Source organism: Lacrimispora struthionigena, assembly GCF_048627165.1.
GTDB lineage: Bacteria > Bacillota > Clostridia > Lachnospirales > Lachnospiraceae > Lacrimispora.
In genome coordinates this window covers 737,769-758,903 of record NZ_JBMBWP010000001.1, presented here as the reverse complement: position 1 = coordinate 758,903, position 21,135 = coordinate 737,769, and the positions used below count along the sequence as shown (strand labels likewise).

At 40.2% G+C, this 21,135-nt stretch carries 15 protein-coding genes; 3 read left to right on the top strand and 12 right to left on the bottom strand.

Features of this window, described 5'->3' with window-relative positions; all coding sequences use genetic code 11:
* Positions 1 to 17: 17 nt before the first annotated feature.
* The 5 genes from ACOAOT_RS03465 to ACOAOT_RS03445 form a co-directional block, all read right to left on the bottom strand.
* The gene (locus tag ACOAOT_RS03465; RefSeq protein ID WP_420215699.1) at positions 18 to 1,109 is read right to left on the bottom strand and encodes a glycosyltransferase family 2 protein; all 1,092 of its coding nucleotides are present in this window, start codon (positions 1,107 to 1,109) and stop codon (positions 18 to 20) included.
* 133 nt (positions 1,110 to 1,242) lie between these two features.
* Entirely contained in the window at positions 1,243 to 2,139 is an 897-nt protein-coding gene (locus ACOAOT_RS03460; protein ID WP_420215698.1) for an AraC family transcriptional regulator, read from the bottom strand.
* A 279-nt stretch (positions 2,140 to 2,418) separates the two neighbouring features.
* Positions 2,419 to 4,062, bottom strand: a complete 1,644-nt coding sequence (locus tag ACOAOT_RS03455; protein WP_420215697.1) for a toll/interleukin-1 receptor domain-containing protein — start codon at positions 4,060 to 4,062, stop codon at positions 2,419 to 2,421.
* A 22-nt stretch (positions 4,063 to 4,084) separates the two neighbouring features.
* Positions 4,085 to 4,774, bottom strand: coding sequence for a hypothetical protein (locus ACOAOT_RS03450; RefSeq protein WP_420215696.1), 690 nt, complete (start codon positions 4,772 to 4,774; stop codon positions 4,085 to 4,087).
* 30 nt (positions 4,775 to 4,804) lie between these two features.
* Positions 4,805 to 5,947 (bottom strand): SPFH domain-containing protein, encoded by a 1,143-nt coding sequence (locus ACOAOT_RS03445; RefSeq protein ID WP_420215695.1) that lies wholly within the window; start codon positions 5,945 to 5,947, stop codon positions 4,805 to 4,807.
* 393 nt (positions 5,948 to 6,340) lie between these two features.
* Here ACOAOT_RS03445 and ACOAOT_RS03440 point away from each other — a divergent pair, with 393 nt between their 5' ends.
* On the top strand, positions 6,341 to 7,501 hold the full coding sequence (locus ACOAOT_RS03440; protein ID WP_420215694.1) for an endo-1,4-beta-xylanase: 1,161 nt from the start codon (positions 6,341 to 6,343) through the stop codon (positions 7,499 to 7,501).
* A gap of 92 nt (positions 7,502 to 7,593) precedes the next feature.
* Here ACOAOT_RS03440 and ACOAOT_RS03435 read toward each other — a convergent pair whose 3' ends face one another.
* The 4 genes from ACOAOT_RS03435 to ACOAOT_RS03420 all read right to left on the bottom strand — a co-directional run bounded on the left by ACOAOT_RS03435 (position 7,594) and on the right by ACOAOT_RS03420 (position 11,558).
* Entirely contained in the window at positions 7,594 to 9,054 is a 1,461-nt protein-coding gene (locus ACOAOT_RS03435) for an ABC transporter ATP-binding protein (protein ID WP_420215693.1), read from the bottom strand.
* Positions 9,051 to 9,737, bottom strand: coding sequence for an energy-coupling factor transporter transmembrane component T (locus ACOAOT_RS03430; RefSeq protein WP_420215692.1), 687 nt, complete (start codon positions 9,735 to 9,737; stop codon positions 9,051 to 9,053). Before ACOAOT_RS03430 ends, ACOAOT_RS03435 begins: the two co-directional genes overlap by 4 nt.
* The gene (locus ACOAOT_RS03425) at positions 9,734 to 10,348 is read right to left on the bottom strand and encodes an MptD family putative ECF transporter S component (RefSeq protein WP_420215691.1); all 615 of its coding nucleotides are present in this window, start codon (positions 10,346 to 10,348) and stop codon (positions 9,734 to 9,736) included. The genes ACOAOT_RS03430 and ACOAOT_RS03425 overlap by 4 nt, the downstream gene beginning before the upstream one ends.
* A gap of 202 nt (positions 10,349 to 10,550) precedes the next feature.
* On the bottom strand, positions 10,551 to 11,558 hold the full coding sequence (locus ACOAOT_RS03420) for a helix-turn-helix domain-containing protein (protein ID WP_420215690.1): 1,008 nt from the start codon (positions 11,556 to 11,558) through the stop codon (positions 10,551 to 10,553).
* A 236-nt stretch (positions 11,559 to 11,794) separates the two neighbouring features.
* Between ACOAOT_RS03420 and ACOAOT_RS03415 the strand changes: the two genes are divergently transcribed.
* A complete protein-coding gene (locus ACOAOT_RS03415; RefSeq protein WP_420215689.1) occupies positions 11,795 to 12,583 on the top strand; it encodes an alpha/beta fold hydrolase in 789 nt (262 codons plus the stop codon).
* A 119-nt stretch (positions 12,584 to 12,702) separates the two neighbouring features.
* On the opposite strand, the gene ACOAOT_RS03410 is transcribed toward ACOAOT_RS03415, so the two are convergent.
* From ACOAOT_RS03410 to ACOAOT_RS03400, 3 genes are all read right to left on the bottom strand, one after another.
* The gene (locus ACOAOT_RS03410) at positions 12,703 to 15,345 is read right to left on the bottom strand and encodes a glycoside hydrolase family 9 protein (RefSeq protein WP_420215688.1); all 2,643 of its coding nucleotides are present in this window, start codon (positions 15,343 to 15,345) and stop codon (positions 12,703 to 12,705) included.
* A 143-nt stretch (positions 15,346 to 15,488) separates the two neighbouring features.
* Positions 15,489 to 18,134, bottom strand: coding sequence for a glycoside hydrolase family 48 protein (locus tag ACOAOT_RS03405; RefSeq protein WP_420215687.1), 2,646 nt, complete (start codon positions 18,132 to 18,134; stop codon positions 15,489 to 15,491).
* 822 nt (positions 18,135 to 18,956) lie between these two features.
* Positions 18,957 to 19,628 (bottom strand): DUF5680 domain-containing protein, encoded by a 672-nt coding sequence (locus ACOAOT_RS03400; RefSeq protein ID WP_420215685.1) that lies wholly within the window; start codon positions 19,626 to 19,628, stop codon positions 18,957 to 18,959.
* 527 nt (positions 19,629 to 20,155) lie between these two features.
* Between ACOAOT_RS03400 and ACOAOT_RS03395 the strand changes: the two genes are divergently transcribed.
* A complete protein-coding gene (locus tag ACOAOT_RS03395) occupies positions 20,156 to 20,743 on the top strand; it encodes a helix-turn-helix domain-containing protein (RefSeq protein WP_420215684.1) in 588 nt (195 codons plus the stop codon).
* Positions 20,744 to 21,135: the final 392 nt, after the last annotated feature.

The following is a 21,135-nucleotide window of genomic DNA, read 5'->3' as shown; positions in this document are numbered from 1 at the left end:
GAGGCTTTCTCTATACACTAATTTTTTGTTTTTTCCTGGAACTTCCGCATACGGTCGCAGACCAGCGCATAGTAGAAATACACGGCGAAATACAGTCGTAACTCTATTAGTTTAATCAGGATTTTTTCAGCTGGTGTAAATTCGTTTTTCAACAGATGTTTTTTATTTTGAAATAAGAATTCCTTATTTCTTAGTTTGTATACATTGAAAAGTCCGCCCCAAAAACCGGCTGGATTCTCATGATGGGTTTCGTTTCTTATACTTCTTAGAAATTTCAAATGCAAAGAAGTGCTTAATCTTTCCATATATCTATTTTCATCTTGGAAGAGAACCGCTGCAAATTCCTTTTTAGCTTTGAATACCTCAATTATATTATCCCAGTAATTATTCCAGTATGTAGAACGTTTACTCAAGGAATTAGAAGACATTCTGTTGTAGTGATAGAAGGGTCGATCCATTATGTATAAGCTGTTTGCTCTCATAAAGGACTGAAGAATCATAATCTCATCTTCATGCAGGAAGACGTTTTTATAAAACTTTATGCCATCTATCATTTCTCTTTTAAACAGGCAGCACCAGATATAGCCGGTAGTGATTAACTGGTCTTGCTGTATATCACCATATAGAGGAAGAATGTAGCAATCATATAAATCTGAGATTTGGTACAGACCAGCGGGCAAGGGGAGATTGCATATAGTGGCAACTCCATCCTGACGATGTCTGTAGGCAGAAAAGAATATCAAATCGGCGGATGATCGAATGGCCTCATCATACAGCTTTTCACACATATCCAGTTCACACCAGTCATCACTGTCAACAAAACTGATATATTGACCCGATGCATTTTTTAAACAAACTTCTCTGGTTGCAGATAATCCCTGGTTCTTTTGATGAATTAGCTTGATACGCCTATCCTCTGAGGCATACCGGTCACAAATTTCTCCCGACCCATCGGTTGATCCATCATCTACGATTATTATTTCAATATGATCCAATGTCTGATTGATTAAAGATTGGAAACATCTGTCTATTGTATCCTTCATGTTGTAAACAGCAACCAGAATGCTTATAAGAATTTCTGAATCCTCTACCCCGTTATTTTCCCCCATGATAGCTCCTTCCATGATCACTCATTCCATGATTGATTCGTCCGTTAGCTTAATTTTACAGGTTTTTAAAGATTCAAACCTTAAACAAAATAGGGAGAACGTGTAATATATTCAGAATTTAGTTGAAAACCTATTATTTATTATGTTTCAGGGTCTTTTTACGATACTCGGTTGGGGAACATCCTTTCACTTTGTAAAATGTATGAGAATAGTAATTGGAATCGCCAAACCCTGCCTTCGCAGCAATATCTCCAATGGAATCATTGGAAACCACCAGATCCTTTAAGCTTTTTTCAATCCGATATTCCAATATAAACCGAAAGAGAGGAATCTTCATATACTGCTTAAAAATCCTGCAGCATTCCCCTTTACAGATATGGATATGATCTGCAATCTCTTCCAATGTTATTTTGTGACTGTAATTCTCTTCAATGAATGATAAAATGCTTCTGATTCTTTCATAATTGTGTCGTTCAGGTGATGTGATTGTCTGAGTCGTATCATAGTTTAGATATAACTCTTTCCAAAATTCAAGCAGTTTGATCAGAACGTCTATTTCATAGGTATCCTGTTGTTGCTGATGAATGGTGACAAGTTCATTCAGAATCTTTATGATCTCTTTGTGCCAGGACTTGGTTAAATCAAAATAAACAGAGAACAAAGAAAGATTCTCAATGAACGGGGATACGTATTTTAAGTAGAAAATACTGTTTTCATAAGAATAAATCAATCTGGGATCGAACGTAATTGATACGTACTCGCAATCCATATTTTCGTACATACGGCCTGTATGAAGTACTCCAGTATTACCAAAAAGCGCCTCCCCCTGACAAAGATGAAACTCTTCATTATTGATCTCATATATCATCTGCCCCTGAGTAATCAGGGTTAATTCAATCTCTGGATGCCAATGCCAAAGGAATGAATTTGAGTCATACTTTGATAGCTTTTCATTACTAATTAGTAATGGAAATTGAAAATTCCCATGTTCTTTCAACTCTTTTTGAAATTGATTGGTTAAAATCTGCATATATGTATCCCCCTGGAAATGCAAATCGTATTATATAGATTTATTATATCCCAAGGAATACCAAAGAACAACTTGCCTTTTATACTTGTCAGTATTCTTCCAAGTATAATTTTCTTTCTTCCTTTCTGCTTATGTACAGCCTTTCCTGTCCCCCCCCACCAGGAATGCATCAGGATATGATGTGTGCAGAACTACAGGTTACTGGCGAGATGGAGAAAACCGGAATATTGCTTTTACAGGCAACATTCCGGTTTTTTATGATTTTAGAGTTCTTTACTTCTAGAAATCTTTTCCGTATTGTTTTCTTGTTTGCCGAATACGTTCATATAATTCTATCATCTCTTTTTCAATTTCAGCTTTTTTCCCTCTCTGGAATATATTAAGCTTCATATTAATTGTTTCAAGTTCTTTTATTCGATCCCGAAGGGAGTTCATGACATCTGTAAATTCCTGTTCTAATCGTTGTCTCTCTTCCACTTTTAAACGAGCCTCTTCTTTTTCACGTTCCCTTATAAGGCGCTTTTCATTTGCTAACGCACGACATGAATCCGCCTTATCACCAGAATCTTTATATTCTCCCAGATTTTCAAACACGGAAGCGACTCCTAGATATTCTGTCTCACTCAGAGCAGTCTGCATCTTTAACAATCCCTCTTGATAAATGCCCTCGATCCGCTCATTCTCAATCCGAACCTCTACTTTCCGATTATAATCTTCAAGTATTGCTTTATAACTGTCATTAGCAAATCGAACCGCCTTTTGGTAATCTGGATATTCATTCAGCGATTTGGCATTTAATATAATCTCTTCCGGACTTCGCAGTTTTAACTGAACCAGAAGCTTATATAAATATGTTTGTGAATTTCTTGGCTCTAAATCTAAAATCCGATCACAATACTCAGCCGCTGATTCAAAATCCCCGTCTTCAAGGAAAAGGCTGACACGGTCTAATAACTGAGGTACTCCAGGTGTCATATATGGTACATCTACAGTTCCCGGTGAATGACTGACTGGTTTCTCTGCCGATGCAGACAATACTTTTTTTATTCCCCGTATTAAATCCTGAATAAAACCAATCTTTGTCATATCCTGACTTTGAAGCATAGACAATTCTTCAGGCAAATCGTAGGCATCCATATCGCTGTAGCAGGGAATCAAAAGCCTGCTTCTATCATTCTTTGATAATGCCAGGTAACGACTCCATTCATTTTTAACCCATGTGGCATTAAAATGCTCCTGCTTTGTACCAATCACCACCATCACCTTAGCGCTGTTTAAAGCAGCAAATATGTATGGTTCATACTCCTGCCCCAGTTTATCCTCTAAAGTAATCCGAGCGAAAAACACTTTATATCCCTCGTTTATCAGCTGATAGTAGACATCTTGCGCCATTGAGCTGTCTTTTGTACGGCTTCCACCATCGTTTGTTTCTTTATAACATATAAAAACATCGTACGGTTTTTCCTGCGCGGATATGGTAAGAATACTCTTTTGAATGTCAGCAATACGCTTTGCCTCCGATTCGTACAGATTTTTTGTATATGCATCCTCTGCATTTTCAAGTGCAGAAAGATAATCTATGTCAGTCAGAATGGATTCGTTTTGAACACGATGGCAGGTGGGAATTCGCTCATTGGACTGTGGGTCTTCCACATATTCAATTCCATACTTTGACAATACAAGTCCCCAATGGGCCTCTGCAGATGAAGCATCAATGTTGAGGATGTTCTCATACGCGGATACCGCTCTGTCAAAGTCATTCTGACGCCTGAAATGGTTGGCACGGTTATAAAGGTTGGTTATTTGTTCATCAGCAGCTTTGGGTAAAGTCATTGTGCTGCCGCAATGGTCACAGGTTCCGTATGTTTGATTTGGGGCAGCTTCGATATCGCCGCCACACATTTTACACTTTAATACTGCCATAGTCAGCCTCCTCAAAAATACATTATTTTATTGTTTTGCAGGTTCTGTTACGTTCAGCGACCAGTTGCTGCATCTCACCGCAAATGGTTACGATTGCAGATGAATCAACGGAAGCTGTTGCATCAGTAAGTCCAGCCGCTTTCACTTTGATCTCATTCTCGATTGCTGAAAGCTGCGAGCTACTCATTGGATCACTGTAACGAATTGCTTCCGCAAGGTCTTTCAAAACTTTTTTTGCAGCTTCATCTTCAGTTTTACCAATCAGACTTTCTATATCTGTTTGCAAGGATTTAATGTAAGAAACTTTCTCTTTCACCTTCTCATCGATACGCTCAACCTCATCTATTGCAATGTCGGCTGCAATTAACCCGATGAGGCAGGCACCTAATAAAATCCCATTGAGTATAATCCCATATTGGAAGGGAATCGATGGTAAAGCCATCTCCATCAAACCTAGAATGAGTTGGGCAATCAGATAACTCCATACAAGAGAAAGCAGGGACACCCCGTAGACTTTGCTTTTTAAGCCTTTCCGCCCCAACGTATAAAATCCAACTCCGACAGTCAATAAAATAGCAGCCATAGAAAAGCCGTAACCTGTCCAGAACATTCCTCCCTTACCGTTAGGGAGCAAAAAAGCAATTATGTTGTAAACAGCGAATATAATAAACGTTATTACCAGTGATAGCCCCTTGTTTTTTGAGATATTCATACATCACCCTCCTTATGTATTGCTAGCCATTTACAGACTGTTTAACATTTTTTTCTTTTCTTCATCAAATTCTTCATTAGACAGCATTCCTGCGTCTTTCATTAGTTTCAGCTTCTCCAGTTTTTGTTTAAAAATGGTCATGTCGTCTGAACCTGTCGGTGCTGTAGTGCTGGCCGGCGACTTTAAATCCACAGGGGCAACGGCATCATTGGTTATTCCTGCAACCATTGCACCCATACCTCCGGCAATCCCGCCCATCATTCCAAGCCCAATTCCAGCACTGGAAAAATTACCTGTTCCTTCATTCTGAGCAACCTTTTCAGCCACATCATAAGCCCGTTCAGACTGATAGGTATATCCTTCCTGCGCTCTTTTCTGAGCCATTGCTGCAGATTCAATCACCATTTTCTGCGCACTTGTCTGCTGATCGATAATCCCAACCTGCTGCCTTAACTGTGCATTTGCAACATCCGCATATTGCCGTATGTGAATATCCTGAAATGACTCATAGGCTTTATCTCCATCAGGTTTAACTATGGTTGTGACGAAAAAGCGTTCCAGTGACAGACCATAATCAGCAAAATCAGGAATCAATTGTTTATGTAAATTCGTTGAAAGTTCACCCATATGAGAGTCAACTTCAAAGATACCAAATTCGCTGCTCTGCATCGTCTGGGCCAGATATGGCTTGACTTTTGCCATAAGAAAGACCCGAAACATCTGCGTGAGCCCTGTTTTATCAAGAGATTTTTCTGTTCCAAGAAGTTTCACCAGTAATTTTCTGGAATCTTCGACCCGTAAAGACATCTCACCTGATGCACCGATTTTCAGTGGAAATTTATATGTCGGCTCCATGTATTGAACCTGACTGTCAGTTCCCCATTTAATTGACATTTGTTCCGCTTTATTAATGAAATAGACCTGACAATGAAAAGGCGTCTGTTCATTTGTGGGTTTGCTCAAAAACTTCCTGATCAAAGGAATATTTTGTGTTTCAAGCGTATGTCGACCCGGACCAAATAAGTCCAGTGCCTGACCATTCATGAAAAATATTGCTTCCTGAGATTCATGGACAATCAGCTGTGTCCCTGTATTAAAATCTTCCACACCCGATCTCCAGATAAAGGTGCTGTTATCTCCCTCATACTTGACAATCTTGAATAAATCTGCCATTTTACTGCCTCCCCTATAATGATTTTTGTCTGGGTGAATACTTAGAACTTTTTGTTTACGATATTAAATCATGATATGAATTATAATAGAATTGGTAAATTATTCCTTTATTAGTTATACCTTAAGTTGCTTTATCTTTCAATATATAAGTTAATATCAATATCAACGAAAAAATGACGAACAGTATCGTAATAGTTACATTTTCATGCTTTAGCTTATATATTGTGTTATATTAGTAACACATTAATGAATGTGATATATCAATAAATTATTAAGTAAAAAAGAATCTTTGGAACAAGGTATGAATAAAAAGCAGGTTATAAGAAAGGAGGAGAAAATACCGTTTCAAAGTATCTTTAATAAATAATTAATTATACAAAAGGGGGTAGTTTAATGAAAAGAACATTTACAAAAAGGCTATTAACTGTTATATCTGCAATTGCACTTACCGCTTCATCATTAGGAGTTACCCAGGCAGCAACCGCCGACCAGACTTTGTTAAATACATATGGGACCAAATTCCAGAGGTCAGGAACCTGTGTAACGCTGGCCCAGTTGCAAAACGCTTCCACCTTAAATCTGATCAAGCAAAGGTACAACAGTATCACGCTTGAAAATGAGATGAAACCAGATGCACTGCTTGGCAATTCACCTAATTTGATTTCAGTAGCTGAAGCAAAATCCTTAGGATATTACATTCCCAGCAACTATACAGAGGCTACCGTACCAAGAATCAATTTTAACACGGTAGATAAAGTATTAAAAATCTGCTATGAAAATGGACTGGGGGTTCGCGCCCACACTCTGGTATGGCATGGTCAGACTCCAACCTGGCTGTTCCGCTCAGGCTATAACGCCGGCGCAAATCATGTGGATCAAAACACAATGAATGCACGTATGGAGTTCTATATAAAGACAGTGATGAATCACGTCTATCTGAGTGAATACGGCAGTGTGGTATATGCATGGGATGTTGTAAATGAATATCTGCATTCTCCGGCAAATTCAGATTGGGTTAGAATTTATGGAGGCGTTTCAACAAGTCCGCAATTTGTAAAAACCGCTTTCCGTTTTGCCAATGAAACATTAAGTTATTTTAATCTGACCGATAAGGTGAGCTTATTCTATAATGATTATAACGAGTATATGGAAGCTGACAATATTGTTAAGTTGATTCAGTTTATCAATGCAGAGAAGAAATTATGCAACGGTGTTGGCGGACAGTCTCACCTTGAATCAACGTTCCCAAGTGCTTCCTATTTCAAACAAGCCTATACCAAATTTAAGAATGCTGGGTTAGAGATCCAGATTACAGAATTCGATGCTGGTGCTAACTCTGAATCAGAACAGGCTGCTTATGTATATGACGTTATGAAGGCAGTCTGCGAAGTGAAAAAGGAAGGCGGCAATATTACAGGGTTTACCTGGTGGGGAATGTCAGATGATATCTCCTGGAGAAAAGATAAGAGTCCTCTGCTTTTCTCAAATATTTGGACTCCAAAGGCTTCTTATTATAGAACGCTGGATGCATTTACCGATACATTTAATCGATAAATGATAGTTAATATACCCATACCGCATCATTCATGCTTCTCCATATTAGAAAAAGGGCTGTCTTGCAACAGCCCTTTTTCTTAATTAGCCCCTTAACTTTGGTCTAGCATCAAGTCAAGAAGTGCTTTTTGGTTGCCGTACACGGAAAAATCACTGTGGCATCCGCCTTCTGCCAGCGCCAATACACGATCACAGGTTGAGAGCGCGAATTCATAGTCATGTGTAATAACAAGCAGGGTTTTTCCCTGCCGCGCAAGTTCTATTAGATGGGTGGATATATTTCTCATATTTTCGCCGTCCAAACCACTGGTTGGCTCGTCCAAAATCATGATTTCCGGGTTTATAATATCGGCTACAGCAAGGGTCAATCGCTGCTTTTGACCACCCGATAAAGCCGCTGGGTGCTGCTCACGATATTCCCAAAGTGCATACCGTCTCAAGACGGTTTCTATTTCTTCTTCATCCAACCCCTTCTGATTAAGCTTTAGCTCTTCTGCAACATCCTCACCAAACAGCTGACAATCGGTATTCTGCATGACGTAATATGCAATTTGCCGACGACGGTGTTTCAGCAGTTTTTTCCCGTTATACAGAATGGTTCCACTCTTTTCTTTCAATAAGCCGCATAAAATTTGACCCAGAGTACTTTTCCCCACTCCGTTAGAACCAACCAAAGCTACAATCTCTCCCGGCCGGACTTTAAAAGATAAGTTGGAAAAAATCTGTTTTTTACCATAAGAAAAAGCAAGCTGATCAACTTCCAGAGAAGGATTTATACCCTCCTGCACAACGGGAGGTTTCCCAATGCAAGAGGACAGATTGCCTGTGCGCAGCCCCATTGCCTGGTTTTCTTCTGCTGCCAGGTTTCTTAAGGCTTTGGGTGAAATCTCCTGAATAATATGTCCATCCTGCATGAACAGGAATCGATCAGCCAGCTCCGTCAGGTAATACAGTCTATGTTCCGCGACTACAATCGTAAAACCTCTGCTTTTTAACAGCTGCATCAGCTTCTGTAATTGGCACACAGAAGCCATATCAAGGTTGGCAGAGGGTTCGTCAAACACATAGATCATTGGGGAGACTGCGTAAGCAGACGCAATTGCAAGCTTTTGTTTTTCTCCGCTGGACATGGGATATATTACCCGATTCACCAAACCTTCTCCGCCTACCTTATGGATCGCGTCTGCGATTCTTGTCTCTATGGTATCTCTGTCTACGCCATAATTTTCGCAGCCAAAAGCCAGCTCATCTTCTGTCAGACTGGCAAAGAACTGGCTGCGAGGATCTTGAAAGATAGAGCCTACGTTTTTGCCAATTTCCCAAAGAGGCAGATCATTCACATCTTGTCCATCAATACAGACCGTTCCCTGCTGCACACCCTCATAAAACTTAGTTGCCAGACCATTAATCATTCTGGTGATGGTTGTTTTTCCGCAACCACTTTTTCCCGTCAATACCAGAAATTCACCTTTCCGGATGGACAGGTTCAACTGCTCCACATCTTTTTTTCCATTCTCCGTATAACCATAAGAGACATTTGAAAATGTAATCAACCTTTCAACACCTCCTGCCAAATCAAAAAAACTACCGTGAATGCTGTACCCAGCACACATACAGCAACATCCATTTTACGGAACACGATCTCTCTGCGGCATGTATGCCTTCCCGGATTTGCAATACCTCTTGCCTCAGCGGAGGCCGCCAGTTCCTCCGAAATGCGGGAAGCCCTGAACATCACCGGAACAATTATATATTCCAGTGCCCGAAGCGGTCGTCGAATTGACAACAAACCCCGCAGGCGCAGTGCTGCAAATACGCCTGCAAATTCTCCTTTTACTGTGGGCATGAAGCGAAGCAAAAAGGTGACCGGCAAAGCAAATGTATCCGGAGCATGCATTTTTTTGAATACTGCAACAGCCTCACCAGGCGACATTCCCATGAATGGATGGGACGCCATCAGCATCAGCATAATACGAATAATAATAAACAGAAACATGTCAGGCATCAGTACCGTAATACCCTGTCCAAGAGAAAGATATTTAAGCAGTGCTGCAACCAGTGCTACCCCACTCATTTTCAGTGCCGGCCATACCGCACCCTGTACAATCAAATAAAGTGCTAAAACACCCAAAATTGTATAAATGACAATGTTGCTTGTAATTAAGGCTACAAGCAACATTGTCAGCAGCAATATTACGATTTTGGCCCGGAAATCGAAATAGAGTGCTTTTCTCATTTAATCAGACCACTCTTTCTGAAATGTTTGTTCATCAGCCTGTTGGCAATTATGCAGCCAAGAACCGCCATTATAATTGTTGCAGCACAACTAAGCAGTACCCATGGGATGGAAGTATAAAACTGTGTCTGAACAGCTATTTGCTCTTGACTGACGCCGCTTGCCATATATGCCTGCTTGAAAAACCATATTTCAGCCATGCCATGGGTTGCCCGTACCAGCGAGGTGATCGCCCAACTGATACCGATGCGGGTAATCTTCTTATAGCTGTCCTTCCCCAACATACTGAGTTCTGCAATAATTCCACCAACAATGAACCAGGGAGCCATAAATGGTCCCATCATGAGTGCAGTGAGTAACGCATGAATCAGATTGTAGATCAGTGCAACACCAGGTTTGTGCACCTTCATGCTCATATAAACATAGAACGGTGCTAAAATGAAAGCAACGCATACCGCGTTAAAAATCATGTTGAAAAATAGTGACGCGCCAGTGAGCATAGAAAATGCTATAAACACGACTAGCATAATTGCGCTGAAAATACCAATTGTCGCAAAATCCTTTACTTTGAGTCCGTTTGCATCAATTGACGTTTTTTCTTGATTTGACATAGTAAAGCCTCCATGTATATGTATTTTTTAGTAAAATGCTGAGCGGTTTTAAGTTAGGTAAATCTAACCAGTAACTCCATGAAACCGCTTTGCTTTTATTTTATTGAAATAATGCATTTAGTTCTACCTAAAACGGGATTCTTAACACTCAAAACAGGATAAAAAATCCGCATACTATATGTACGCGGATTTTAGACAGGTTTTAAAAAATGGTTTCGTTTTTAAATGCTTTCATATAATTTCCAGGGTTTGTACCATATTGCTTACGAAATGCAGAAGCAAAGTGGCTGACATTTCCATATCCTGCACGGCAGGCTGCTTCGCTCACGCTGATGTTATTGCTGTCCAGCAATAATTTTGCAAGCTCCAGCTTTCTCTGAATGACATAAGCATGCACTGGCATGGAAAATAACTCTTTAAACCCTTTCTTAAGTTTGTATTCGTTTAACTTTACCAGCCTGGAAAGCTGACGAATGGTGGGTGGATCAAGCAAATTGTTATCCAGTATTTCTTTCGCACTACGGAGGGATTTAACATCGTCAAGTGACAAGCTTAATGATGAAATCGGTTTGTCTATTTGTAATACTGATTCAGAAAAATAAACAGCAAGTAATTCAAGCAGCTTTGCTTCCGTATAGAGCCTTTGTAGTCCGGAATTATACGGGCAATGAAGCAACTGGTGCAAAATCACCTGAATGGATGGGGTAAGCTGGTAGATTTTGCCTGTAATTCCTTTGGTATTCAGACAATCCAAAGTCAATCCGCTGCAATATTCATCCAGAATTTTATGAAGTGTGGGCAGTGGTATTTTTATTTCAACAATATGCATATCCTGTTCAGCGGGGAAAATACAGCGCTTTTTTGTTTCTTTGCTGATACCGATACAGCTTTCTCCTGTCAAAAGATCAAAATTCTTTCTGCTCTCCGGCAATTCCCAATGAATGGATTTACCCATGCAAAACAGAATATCAAAATGGGGATTTTTTGATACACCCCGCAACTCTACAGGAACGTAAAAATTCACATTATAGTCAATCATTTTTATGTCTCTGCTTATGCAAGAGCTTCTTAATACGCCCCTGCCTGTCGGTTCTGGTATATCATATGTCATTTGTCCATGCTCTAAATTATAAGCTAAATTCCACATATCACAAACAGAGCGCTGACGGGTATTGGGGCTATTTGTTTTATATTCATATAATGGGCTCATTGGTTTTCGTTCCTTCCTGAATAGTCAAGACCAAAAGAAATAGGGAGTATGTGTTGTTGGCGCCATTGGTTAGTAGCAGCTAACTAGCATGGTATCATCCCTGCTTATTTCTGTCAATTTACTTTGGGAAAGGCCTGACTGATTTCATGGTGCTATTAAAAGCTGTTATTGAAATTTCTACTGATTTATGATAAATTAGTTAGTATATGCTAACCATTATATAAGGAGACGATGACATGAGTGAAATTTATGTACTTCCAGATGGGATTAAAATAGAATATAAGGTATACGGTCAAAAAGATGGTTATCCTGTTGTGGGGTTTCACGGGCTGGCTGGCTCAGTATATGCTGATGGCACAGACGAATTGCTGGCTGGAGTCCCCATACGATACATTGTTATTGCACGTCCAGGGTATGGACGTTCGGATTTTTTTCTTATGAAAAATATCGCCCAGTGGCCGCAAATTATTAAACCTCTTTTAGAGTATTTAAATGTTACAGTATTTGACGTAGTAGGGATTTCCGCCGGAGCACCTTATGCCTATGCTGCCGCCGCTGCTTTTCCTGACAGGGTAAAAAACGTTTTTATTAATAAAGGCCTTGGTGCTGTTTACAAACCGGAAGTTCTGTCATTATATCCAGAATCTGCCCAAAAGGAGCTTGTTATCTATCAAAAAGAATCTTTAGAGCATATTGCTGACTTGCTCTATAAAACGTATTTTTCTCAGCTGACGGAAGAATATAGGCAACTGCCATATATCAGAGATTCTATGGTTGGTGGCTGTATGGGAATGGCCGCCTGCGGGAAACTGGAATATATGGATTGGGGATTTCGTATAGAAGCTGTGGAACAACCGGTGATGCTTTATCATTGCCGGGATGATCAGGAGGTTCCTTTTGCTATGGCTGAAAAAACAATGGGATACCTGAAACATGGGGAAATGATTGCTCATGACACCGGTGGGCATATGTCAGAAAAACTTATGATGGCTATGATGCAGAAAATCATTTCCATCTACAAATAGCTTATTCATACAGTTGCATCCTTTTAACTTGTTAAGATTACAGGCTGAATCCAGACAAGGAGCGCAAACGGCTGCGCTCCTCTCCTAAAAAAATCACTTCTAAATCTCTGCACTAATAATTACGGTTCTATCCCCCACTGCAGATTTCCGGCCAGGTAAGCGGTTATTTTCTCACAGTCGGCATAGGCAGAGCCGATACCCTGATAGGAATAATCGTCTGTCTGGGTATAATTCGTCCAGTCTGACTTCGAAAACCTTACCTGCAATTCCACGAATTTTCCGGCAGAAAGGGTACCTGATGCTTCGTTAAAGCCAACTTCCAGATAATAATCGGCACCGCTCTTTTCCTCTTTCATTTTCACAAAGGCTCCTGTCACATTGGCGGTTCCCGCGGAAGACCAGTCGCACCATAATTGCTGTTCTTTTTCTCCATCAATGGTGTAATAATATCTTAATTTAACATCAGAAAGATTGACGTCCCCGGTTCCCGTATTATACAGTCTGATTTTTGCTGCAATGCTGCTTACGGTTTCGGCTGTATTCATATTATACGCCTGGACTTTCAAATCTCCTGTTGGAATAACTGAACTATCCGTTATGGTTATTGTAAAAACAGGATCGTTCCCTCCGCTGAAATCAAAGGTTAATCGTAATTTGCCAACTGATTTACCTTCCAGATAGGAACTAAAAATGGTAACAATATGATCGGATACGACATAATCGGTTTCTTTCACCAGCAGATCGGTGCCATTTTTTATATTGTCAAGTGTATTTCCATTGTATATCACGGACACCGATACATCCTCAGGACTGTATTTGTCAAAAGATGAAGTTACCGGACTGATGGAAGAACTGCCTGAGGAACTTCCCGGCTCATTGCCGAATACTTTTACCCCATCGTCATATACCGGAATATAGGTTGTCTTAACCACTTTTCCGGAAGTTACACCGTCTAATCCAGTATAAGAATAATCATTGGTGTGATCCCAGGATGCCATGCTCTCCGGTGCGGCGATTCGAAGCTGGATTTCTTTTTTGTAGGCAGACTGTCCGCCCGGATAAATTTTGACTTTTGTAAAATCAACATTTACATAATAAATATTGTCAGCCTCTGCCCAGGGCAAAAGTCGGGATATTGCTGCTCCCTGGTTATAACTTGCAGTGATTGTAAAATCGTCAGCTGTATAGCCTTTCTTTACAGCTCCTGTTATATCAACAAAATACTTAAATGATAAATGGTCTCCCATCCTTGCAGGCCATCCCGAGCAATTATTTAATATAGCCTTGATCTCTATAAAGTTACTGCCTGAGGCGTTAATTCCGGCTTCCACAAAGTATTCGTCGTTGGTTACTTCTTCGATTGCCTTAAAGTCGGCAATGGGATCACCGCCGTATTCTCCATAAAGTTTTGCAAGTGCTCCCACAAATCCGGCATTATAGTCACAGGCGACCTCATTATTGACATAGTTATTAATATCATCTTTATAACTGTCGTCTTTATCGGGTCCTCCTACCAGAGCCCCGTAAAGGGTATGCCTGTGGTATGCGGGTACGGTCATGCTGTCCGCCCAGGAACTGTGGGCTGTTCTGTGGTGAGGCCTTTTGGGAAAATTTATCCCATAACCAACAACAAAACTGTGGCCGCTGCTTCCCAGAGCATAATCAATCTGCTGTTTGGCAAAGTTCTTGTAGGTTTCCACCTTTTTTGCACTGCAGCCTGACCAGTCAGCATAAACGCTGGCTAAAAAAGCTGTGGTGGTGGCATATCTTAAAGAGCCCCAGGTATCCAGCCAGGCAAGACCCTTTGGCGTATAGGAAATGCGGCTGCCGTTATATCCGGTTGTCCAATAATCCAGATGCATTTCCATACTGTTTCTGTACAACTCTTTTCCGGTTAATTTTGCAAGTAGCAAAGTAGCACCATTATGCACATCATCCCAGCATTGCGCCCATTTATAGGAAATGGTTGTAGATTGAGATTCTGTGCCCCAGTTTGGTACATAGGATTCTGCTTTGTCAAGATAATCGGAATCTTTGGTTGCTATATATAGCCATACACAAGACCAAGACAGTTCGTCGTAGAAACCGCTGCTGGAAGTGTAAAAGCCATTGGCTGCGGTATAACCGCTGTTACTTTTTGTTTTGTCAGCAAATGAAAACAGCTCCTTTGCATGTTGAATACAGGTCTGTGCATAGCTGGAGTCACGATCCGTAAAAATGACTGCTGCTGCCGCCAGAGCTGCCGCTGCCGCTGCTGAAACGGAAGAACCTGGACTGTTAACATCAACCCTGTAGGACGGTCTTCCCATCTGCATTACTTCTGCCGGCCCCCACCAGGAATGATCCGTATTGCCATTTCCCACCTGGTAGTAAAAGACATCTGCCGAAGGGTGGCACTTGATAAGATAATCAGTTACCCATTTGATTTCCTTTAATAAATACTCTAACTGACCACTTTCTTTTAAGGCATCCTCTGCCTCATATACGCTCCAGGCAAGCATGGCGGCTGAATAAGCCATGGGGAGATTAAATTTCACATGATCTCCTGCGTCGTACCAGCCTCCAGTTAAATCGATCCCTGCGTCTGAACCGTCAGACAACCCAGAATCTCCTCTCCAGTTATTTCGGATATCAGAAGGCAGTTTTCCGGAACGTTGGAACTCATAAAACATAATTGCTTTTTGTAATGCTTCTCCGTAATTATAATTTGACTCTTTTTTTGACGGCTGAGCCGCAAGGGTGGTAAATTTTTTTGTACGCATATTTATATCTCCTTATCAATCGTTTCGTACGCTGATCGATTGATGAAACGCATCCTTACGGGTTCTTATTGATAATCCTGACCCAAATCCAGTATTCTGATATTTGGGCCAGAATTTATATATTTTTAAGCTCTACGCTTTTATTACGGCTCTACTCCCCACTTCAGGCTGCCAGAAACATATCCTGTGATTTTTGTCCAGTCTGCATAACTGCTGCCTGATTTTGAAAAGGAATAATCTCCTGTCTGCGTATAACTGCTCCAATCAATTTTATTGAATCGTACCGGTACTTCAATGGACTGACCTTCTGCCAGTTTACCGGCTCCAGCTGTAAATCCGATCTCCAGGTAATAATCTGCACCTGGCTTTGCCTTTGGCATTTTTACAAAGGTACCTGTTACATTACTGCTGCCGACTGTAGACCAGTCACACCAGAAATTCTGGTCCTTTTCTTCGTCTATGGTGTAATAGTATCTGAGTTTCAAATCTGTAAGTGTGATACTGGTTTTTCCGGTGTTGGTGAGTTTAAACTTCGGTACAATTGAACTTACCTGTGGGTTTGTGGAATCATTATACATTTGTACTTGGATGTTTCCGACTGGTATTGAAGAATCTGTTATAGTCAGGACAAGTACCGGGTCAGTTCCTGCGTTGAAGTCGAAGGTGAGTTTTAATTTCCCAACTTCTTTTTCTGCCAGATAGGTTTTTAATAATACAACTGTATTATCGGTTAAGGTGTACTCCACACCCTCTGTTAAATATTTATTTCCCTCTTTAATCCCGATAAAGGTATTTCCGTTTAAGGTAAGAGTGACTTTAATGTCTTTCTGGTTGCCTGCCTTTTTGTCAAATGCTGCTGATGTGGGATCAATGGCAGAGTTGTTTACCGGCTCTCCGCCACCTTCAAACAGCATGGAATATACACCGTTTGCAATGGCTATATCACACTGTGCCCAGAAGCGGTGGTAATTTAATACCGGAGCTGTTCCTCTTTTGTAAGCGTTCTCAACCTTCTGAAAATCAGGATCATCTTTGTATTTAGAGCGGATATCTATAAACTTAACTCCCGATTTAATCTCATCTCCGTTTGGCATGGTTCCTTTCCATCCAGACGGTACATAGACTTCCTGATCAAAGAAGCGGCTGTAGTCATTCCTTTGTTCGGGAACGGAAAGTCCTTTGTCACCTTTGTATAAATTCCACATACGATCTAATAATTCCTTGGCAAGTACTCTGGCCTCATCGTCACCGGAAGCTTTGCTGTAATACAGTAAGGTGTTGGCGAGAGATCCTGACACGCCAAGATCAGTGCCATAGGTGCTTACTTTTACATGGAGATTGGGATTTCCGGTATAGGATCCTGTCCAATTATCAGGCTGGCCGGACCAGTCCAGATTATCAGGAATCGCAAAGGTTCCGTCTGCATTAAGTTTAACAACAGTTTTAATCCATTTAACCCATTTATCCAGTAAGGCTTTTGCCTTTAAATTCTTTGTTTTGTAATAATACTCTGCTACACGCTGCATTGACCATGCCTGGAACCCAAACCACCGGTTGCTTCCCGGATCAGCATATACAGGGTGTTCCTGATAGCCCATTCCATAAAAGGTTGCGGTTCCTGAAGGCCAGCTTTCATAACGGCCTTTATTGGAATTGGAGACACCGCCTGCAATTCCGCCTTCATCGGACTGCAGCCACTGATAGAATTCCAGCTGTCTCTCCAGACTCTTACTCCAGTCGCTTACACCATTGCGGGAAAGTGGTTTGAATTCATCATTCTGTGACAATATCCAGGCTGCCATGGGATTCTGGTAACCAAAATGGCTGTGACTGCAGCCAATGACCCAGGACCAGTTTGCGTTCTCGCCGCCACCCCATGCATAATACCAGCTGAGCAGATAATGAGCTGCATCGTAACCGGTGCCGGCAGCTGTTGATGATCCAATTTTACGGAAGTATTTATCAAACATGGCATACCTTAAATAGTCACCCATTTTGCTTGCCTTGCCAATATAGGTTTCAAGATCCACCCCATATTCACTGGCCCACTGGTCTGCCCAGTATGTCGCCTGTATTGCCCGGGAATCTGCATCGGGTGCATCTGTATACTTGAACTGTTTTGCGTAATTACTGTCTCCTGTAAACAGATCCAGGAATCCGTTTTTACCACCGAAACGCATGTCATCCCAGCACGGCTGAGGAATTGTTTCCCAGGTGGATTCCTCTCTTCCTCTCTGGAAGGTATTGATATAAGACGGTGCAGACTTGCCATCTCCCCGTCTGCCGAAACCATACCAGTTGTCCGCATCTAACAGCCAGTGCATGCCGTAGATAACAGAAGTACCATAGGTTGATTTTAAATCGTTATAGATCGGATCTGTTCCTACCGCTGCGCCAGATTCCAATTTTGCTGGATAAAGACTTGGCAGCTCCCATTCAGGGGCGTAGGTGGCGGGTTTACTGGCGTTGTATCCAGACATACTGCTGTTGGGCTGGTCTTTTTCTGTGGGGATGATATAGGTTTCTGCAATATCCCATGCTTTTTTAAAACCGGAGAAATCACCGGTGAATTTGCCATACATGGCCTCGAGCCAGATATAATAGCTTAGCGTTTCACTGGTTGTTACATGACCGTAGTCAGGAGCTTCTACCATGAGGGTTTCTATGCTGTGATAGGGGACTCCCTGGGGACTGAAATATCCATTTTGGGAATCGTGGAGTATCTCCCATAATTCCAGGAACCTTTTCTGATAAGCACCTGTGGGCTCTTTTAATGATTTTTTTTGCATTTTAAAATAACCTCCTCTTATACTAAAAAATCGACGAATCTTCAAAACGATAAAATACTTAAATTATCCAATGGAATCACTCCTTTCACTGAAAATCATGGTACCTTCCTTTGAGACTCAATGGTTTTTAGCATATGCCACATACAGGTAAATTCCAACGTAAGTTCCGGGATTATATTCGTTGAGTATGATGTTAAAAAGCTTTATTTTTGATTTTGCAAATGCTTTATTTAAATTTGATTTTTAATCTTATAACTTAGTTGAGTATAAAATATAATTTACTTTTATCATATTTTATCCGTAGGAAATCAGAGTCCAAATGGTACCAATCAATGGTATTAAATAAAAATTATTGGACTCAACGAACGGCACTTGTGTTAAAACAACCCTAAGGTAAGTATATGCTGAAGATGTCCTATAAGTGACGAAGACCTTCTGTAGGAATTATTTTCTTTATGAAATGGATGAACTGAATGACGGTAATTCAGGCGGCGGAGAGGGGTATATTTTCTAATTCTTAAGGAGTTTTCCGCCCCTCTGTCTCAACCGTCCCATGGTAAAATCCACTAATGTAGTTGATCCTGTTCCGGTTGTCCGATCCAGTTCTGCTGGAGTCCATTTTAAGTCACCGATCCTTGAAGAAGAGCAAATTAATAGATTATGACGTATTTGGTGATAATTTCAAATTGTCTTGTTACTACTTAAAAAACACAAAAAAGAGAAGCTCAAATTGAACCTCTCTAATTGAATCATTAATCTAATTTAACACTATTGCAGGGGCCTTTACATTATCTTTTTATGAATGGAATATCTGCTACTTCACTATACCAACACACCTCCATGATAAAAGCATTCATAAACTTTTATATTCTGGCAGTAAATCTCTTCATATCCCTGGAACCACTCCATATTCCCAATTACTTTAGTTTTATATGTGTACTCTCCAGATTGAAAGAATTCCGGACCTCTATAAGGTAATTCTCTCGGTGCTGATCCTAATACCTCTTTTAAGAAATCACTGCTAAATCTCTCGTCTAAGTTTCTTCCAAAATAATTCATCGAATAAATTGCTTTTCCCTTTTTCCAGATAGCTTCTTCCCCCGAAAACTTTTCTCCACCTAACCACGTATCATAATATTGGTAATCGCCTTTTGTGTAGGTATAATCGTTTGAACCAGGCCTTGATGCGCCGCAGGGTTCAGCATAGCCTGCGTAAGTGTTTTTGATAGCCTCTAATTTGAAATCTATTAATTCGTCCATATCATTATCATAGGTGATTTCTATAGATTTGCTGCATTCATTGTCTTTGACAAGATAGTCAACCGTTAAATGAAATAATTCACTTAATTGAATTAAATTCATTATGTCCGGGTATACCATGCCACTCTCCCATTTTGTGACTGCCTGACGGGATACATTTAACTTTTCGGCTAATTCTTCCTGGGTGATGCCTTTGGATTTTCGTATGATCTGTAATTTGTCTGAAAATGTCATTTTATTGATCCTCCATTATTATGATTACTTTCTTCTACAGATTACCATGGACAGCAAGACTAGAAAAGCAATGAGGGGTTACATTATAGATACTAATCGTTGCAGTATGGTGTTTTTATTTGTATAGACATACATAAGTATATATAAATATTATTTGAATCAAAGCATAAAATATGTTATAGTAGAATCACAAAAGGAACAACCTCCCACAAGGGGTTGACCCGAATTAGGATAGAAAATCCACCTATAAGATCAATGATCTGACCCAAAAAAGTTAGATGAAAATTAAATTAATCAGCTAATGAGGATTGAAGCCTATATTGTACAGGGCTCAGTCCTTTTAGTTTGCTCGAATTACTGTGAAATTAATTCCACAATATTATCAAATACTGCATTATTTATGATGTAAAACACTTTTTACATGCTGTTTTCCAGTTATGTAAAAGCTCTTTGATAGCATCTTTCTCCTAAATACAATATCATGAACTCAGATCAAGAGAAACTCTGTTAGAAAGGTGGCTTACCTCTTGGAACTAAACACTCAAATAAAGAAATACCGCACTAACATGAATTTAACACAGGAAGAACTGGCTGAAAAAGTATATGTCACCAGACAGACTATTTCTAACTGGGAGAATAATAAAAATTACCCAGATATCCATAGTCTTCTTCTCCTAAGTACATTATTTAACGTATCTCTTGATCAATTAATCAAAGGAGATATAGATATTATGAAAGAAGAAATCAAAAGATCAGAAATTGAAAAACTCAACCACTATGGAAACATTTTCACGCTTCTATTACTGGTAACCATGGTCTCAGCAGTTCCACTCATGATATTTTTAAATTATTATGGTATGATTATTTTTACTATCTTGTTTGCAATAACAATGTATTTTGCTCATAAAGTTGAAAAATGCAAAAAGGACAATGATGTTCAAACCTTTAAAGAGATTTTATCTTTTACAGAAGGCAAGCGTCTTGATGAAATTGAAAAAAATCAGGAAGCTGGAAAGCGTCCTTACCAGAAAATTTTACTTATGTTTGGAAGTGCATTGATTACTTTAGTAGTATATTGTTTACTACTATGGATTCTAAAACCGTATATTGTCTAAATAATTCGTATGTTTAAGCTCTACCAGCGGATTATCCCCAGATATTAGTTCCGATGCATGGTAAGTATCATTATCTATTGCTAAAGGTATTAAAGATGCCTCAACCGATGAATAACCTACCGTTCCAAATGGCACTGATTCTGTTAAATAATAGAGGATTAAGTGATAAAGATTGGTGTGAGCAACACTCCCTTCCAACCAGCACCTTTTATACAAAAATCTCCAGACTGAGAAAAAAGGTCTGTGACATACCTAAGACTGAGAATCAACTCCTGCCAAGGTGGAACGCATCCGATATATGTAGGAAGTATTGATCTGCCCGGTCGTAAAAACGGTGACGGAACAACTGTTAAGGCAGTTGCCCCGTCACCATTGCTTGCACATTCTCAGGC

Coding starts and splice junctions, on each gene's coding strand:
- ACOAOT_RS03400 (WP_420215685.1), bottom strand. CDS start 19,628: ATGACATTTTCAGACAAATTACAGATCATACGAAAATCCAAAGGCATC.
- ACOAOT_RS03410 (WP_420215688.1), bottom strand. CDS start 15,345: ATGCGTACAAAAAAATTTACCACCCTTGCGGCTCAGCCGTCAAAAAAA.
- ACOAOT_RS03460 (WP_420215698.1), bottom strand. CDS start 2,139: ATGCAGATTTTAACCAATCAATTTCAAAAAGAGTTGAAAGAACATGGG.
- ACOAOT_RS03465 (WP_420215699.1), bottom strand. CDS start 1,109: ATGGGGGAAAATAACGGGGTAGAGGATTCAGAAATTCTTATAAGCATT.
- ACOAOT_RS03445 (WP_420215695.1), bottom strand. CDS start 5,947: ATGGCAGATTTATTCAAGATTGTCAAGTATGAGGGAGATAACAGCACC.
- ACOAOT_RS03420 (WP_420215690.1), bottom strand. CDS start 11,558: ATGAGCCCATTATATGAATATAAAACAAATAGCCCCAATACCCGTCAG.
- ACOAOT_RS03450 (WP_420215696.1), bottom strand. CDS start 4,774: ATGAATATCTCAAAAAACAAGGGGCTATCACTGGTAATAACGTTTATT.
- ACOAOT_RS03415 (WP_420215689.1), top strand. CDS start 11,795: ATGAGTGAAATTTATGTACTTCCAGATGGGATTAAAATAGAATATAAG.
- ACOAOT_RS03430 (WP_420215692.1), bottom strand. CDS start 9,737: ATGAGAAAAGCACTCTATTTCGATTTCCGGGCCAAAATCGTAATATTG.
- ACOAOT_RS03455 (WP_420215697.1), bottom strand. CDS start 4,062: ATGGCAGTATTAAAGTGTAAAATGTGTGGCGGCGATATCGAAGCTGCC.
- ACOAOT_RS03405 (WP_420215687.1), bottom strand. CDS start 18,134: ATGCAAAAAAAATCATTAAAAGAGCCCACAGGTGCTTATCAGAAAAGG.
- ACOAOT_RS03425 (WP_420215691.1), bottom strand. CDS start 10,348: ATGTCAAATCAAGAAAAAACGTCAATTGATGCAAACGGACTCAAAGTA.
- ACOAOT_RS03440 (WP_420215694.1), top strand. CDS start 6,341: ATGAAAAGAACATTTACAAAAAGGCTATTAACTGTTATATCTGCAATT.